The organism is Photobacterium frigidiphilum (genome assembly GCF_003025615.1).
Taxonomy (GTDB): domain Bacteria; phylum Pseudomonadota; class Gammaproteobacteria; order Enterobacterales; family Vibrionaceae; genus Photobacterium; species Photobacterium frigidiphilum.
The window spans coordinates 1-2596 of the sequence record NZ_PYMJ01000092.1 but is presented as its reverse complement, the minus strand read 5'-3'; the positions used below and the strand labels follow the sequence as shown (position 1 = coordinate 2596).

The 2596-nt window shown below is 40.4% G+C and carries 3 protein-coding genes; all 3 read left to right on the top strand.

Annotation, left to right across the window (positions count from 1 at the left end; translation table 11 throughout):
- Positions 1-332 precede the first annotated feature (332 nt).
- Positions 333-1193 (top strand): sigma-70 family RNA polymerase sigma factor, encoded by an 861-nt coding sequence (locus tag C9J12_RS29740; protein ID WP_107247050.1) that lies wholly within the window; start codon positions 333-335, stop codon positions 1191-1193.
- Positions 1194-1382: 189 nt separating this feature from the next.
- The gene (locus C9J12_RS29735; protein WP_107247048.1) at positions 1383-1955 is read left to right on the top strand and encodes a recombinase family protein; all 573 of its coding nucleotides are present in this window, start codon (positions 1383-1385) and stop codon (positions 1953-1955) included.
- A 52-nt stretch (positions 1956-2007) separates the two neighbouring features.
- Positions 2008-2565 carry a plasmid pRiA4b ORF-3 family protein gene (locus C9J12_RS29730; protein ID WP_227876518.1) on the top strand — a complete coding sequence of 186 codons (558 nt, stop codon included), beginning with the start codon at positions 2008-2010 and terminating at the stop codon, positions 2563-2565.
- Positions 2566-2596: the final 31 nt, after the last annotated feature.

Sequence of the window (2596 nt, the reverse complement as noted above, 5' to 3'; positions counted from 1 at the left end):
CATTAATTTAAACGGTGAATATTCATTTAACAAAGGAAAAAAGGAAATTGATTTAGCCGATTTGCTAAGTGACATAGAGCCGCTTGAAAGTGTTGATACAGAAAGAGTCGCTAGTGCGGGAGAGACATAAATTTGATACTGAAATGGCGATGTTTGCTTAGATTCATCGCCAATCCTAAATCCCCCCCTTTAAAAATGTTTTTCTTGAGAGCGTCACCCTGTAAAAAAGTTAGATCTTCATCAAAATTATTCCTTTTAGGGGTATATACAATTATTCATAGTGACATCATAGGCATATGAGCTTTAATGCACACTCTACACAGTAGGCTGGTATGGATATCACTAAAGAAAAAGAAACAACCCAAGATTTAAATAGTGTTCAATTGTATTTTACCGAAATAGCACAACAACGGTTGTTATCGAAAGAAGAAGAATTACAGTACAGTCGGAAGTTATTGTGTGGAGATCGTGACGCAAAGACAGTCATGATTAAAAGTAACCTTCGCTTGGTGGTCAGCATAGCCAAGAGATACCGCGCCTCAAATATACTCATTAATGATTTAATCAATGAGGGAAACATAGGTTTAATCACAGCTGTCGATAAATTTGACCCAGAAAGAGGCTTTCGGTTTTCGACTTATGCCACATGGTGGATAAAACAATCAATAGAACGTTTTATCCATAATCAATCCCGTACTATCCGTCTTCCAGTGCATGTTTCAAAAGAAATAAATACACTTCTACGAGCGCAACGAAAGTTAATGAAAAAAGGGGGATATACCCCCTCGACAAATGAGTTAGCCAAAGAGCTAGAGCGTCCCCTCCATCAAGTAAAAAAAATACTCTCCTCTGAAGTTTCATTGGTTTCACTAGACAAACCTATCAATGGCACGACTAGCACTGGCGCAGAGTTTGTTGCTGATGAAAGCTCCATCAAACCTGAAGATTCATGCAATGAAAAAGACTTACAGCTACTCATTGGCCAATCATTCGAAACAATCCCGCCACGAGAACAAGAAATTCTGAATAGACGATTTGGCTTAAATGGATACGAAACTGAAACTCTACAGGACGTAGCCGCAGCGGTTGGGCTAACACGAGAGCGAGTCAGGCAACTTCAGATAGTTGCTCTAAATAGACTGAAGAAGCACTTAATGACTGATAAGTACGATACCAATATATTATTTGGTTAATACCCTTCAGCCTGATAGTGATGCTCTATCTCAGAGAATGATAACAGTGAAAATTAAAACGTCCCTTCTCATGGACACTCGACTTTCCATTACTATCATAATGTATACTTAATGATAGTGATGGAAATCGCCTATCAAAACTACTATCATAACTTGAGTATCAAAATATCTAAGAGGTTATGATAGGAAATGTCACGAGTTGGTTATGCAAGAGTCAGTTCTACTGGCCAAAGTTTGGAAGTTCAACTCGATCAACTCCACCATGCGGAGTGCGATCGCATTTATCAGGAAAAGCGGAGTGGTCGCACAGCCGACCGACCAGAGTTTAATGCTTGTATGAATTACCTTCGGGAAGGTGACACTCTTATCATTACACGACTTGACCGTCTTGCTAGATCAGTTTGGCATTTATCGCAATTGGCTAAAGAATTTGAGAAAGAAAAAATCAACCTAATTGTACTGGGTCAAAATATTGATACCAGCACATCTACGGGTAGGCTCATGTTTAACATGCTGGCCTCTATTGCTGAATTTGAAACAGACCTTCGTACAGAACGTCAATCTGAAGGGATCGCAAAAGCCAAAGAGAATGGAGTCCAATTTGGCCGTCCATCTAAGCTAACGGATGAAATGAGAAAGGAAATTTATTTTAAGCGAGTAGCTGGCGCTACTATCGGGCAGTTAGCTAAAGAGTTTAGGTTAGGAGAAGCCACAATCTACCGTGCACTTAGTGCGGTTAAGTCATTTGATGCTCAAGAATAACCTCAAAATTAACTCCTAAGGTTAATTTCGAGGGGATGGGCGCAAAACCCCAATTAAAGTCGCGCTTCGGGGCATCAGTCCTATGGTTTGGCGGCGGTTCCGGCTCCATGGGGATACATCTTTAGGCGCGCTTCATTTTATCATTCAATCTGCCTTTGGTTGGGATAATGAGTATCTCCATTCCTTTCATATCTATGGCGAAGATTATGGGATCAGTTATGACGGTGGGATTGGCTTTTCTAATAATCCATGGCTGATCACGCTTGAGCTCTTTAAATTTGAACTTCATGATCGCTTTACTTACGAGTACAACTTCTATCGACATTGGTTGCTGGATATTCGGATTGAACGTATCGAAGAGCCTTCAAAAAAGAAAACGCCATTTTGTCTTAGTGGCCATGGCATGCCAGATGCTACAAAATATGATGAAACTGAACGTATCCTTGATTTGATGCAAGCGATTGCCGAATTGGACGAGACAACAACTATCGGTGACATTAGGGTGTTTATTGAGGCGCTGAATCGAGTCCGATTTAATCGTCATCAATTCAACCATCAGCTACACGAGCGAGATCTGACAGTCCCAAACTGGAGCCAAGGATTGGCATGATAGCTTCAGTAAACCTATTTCTATAAAGGTA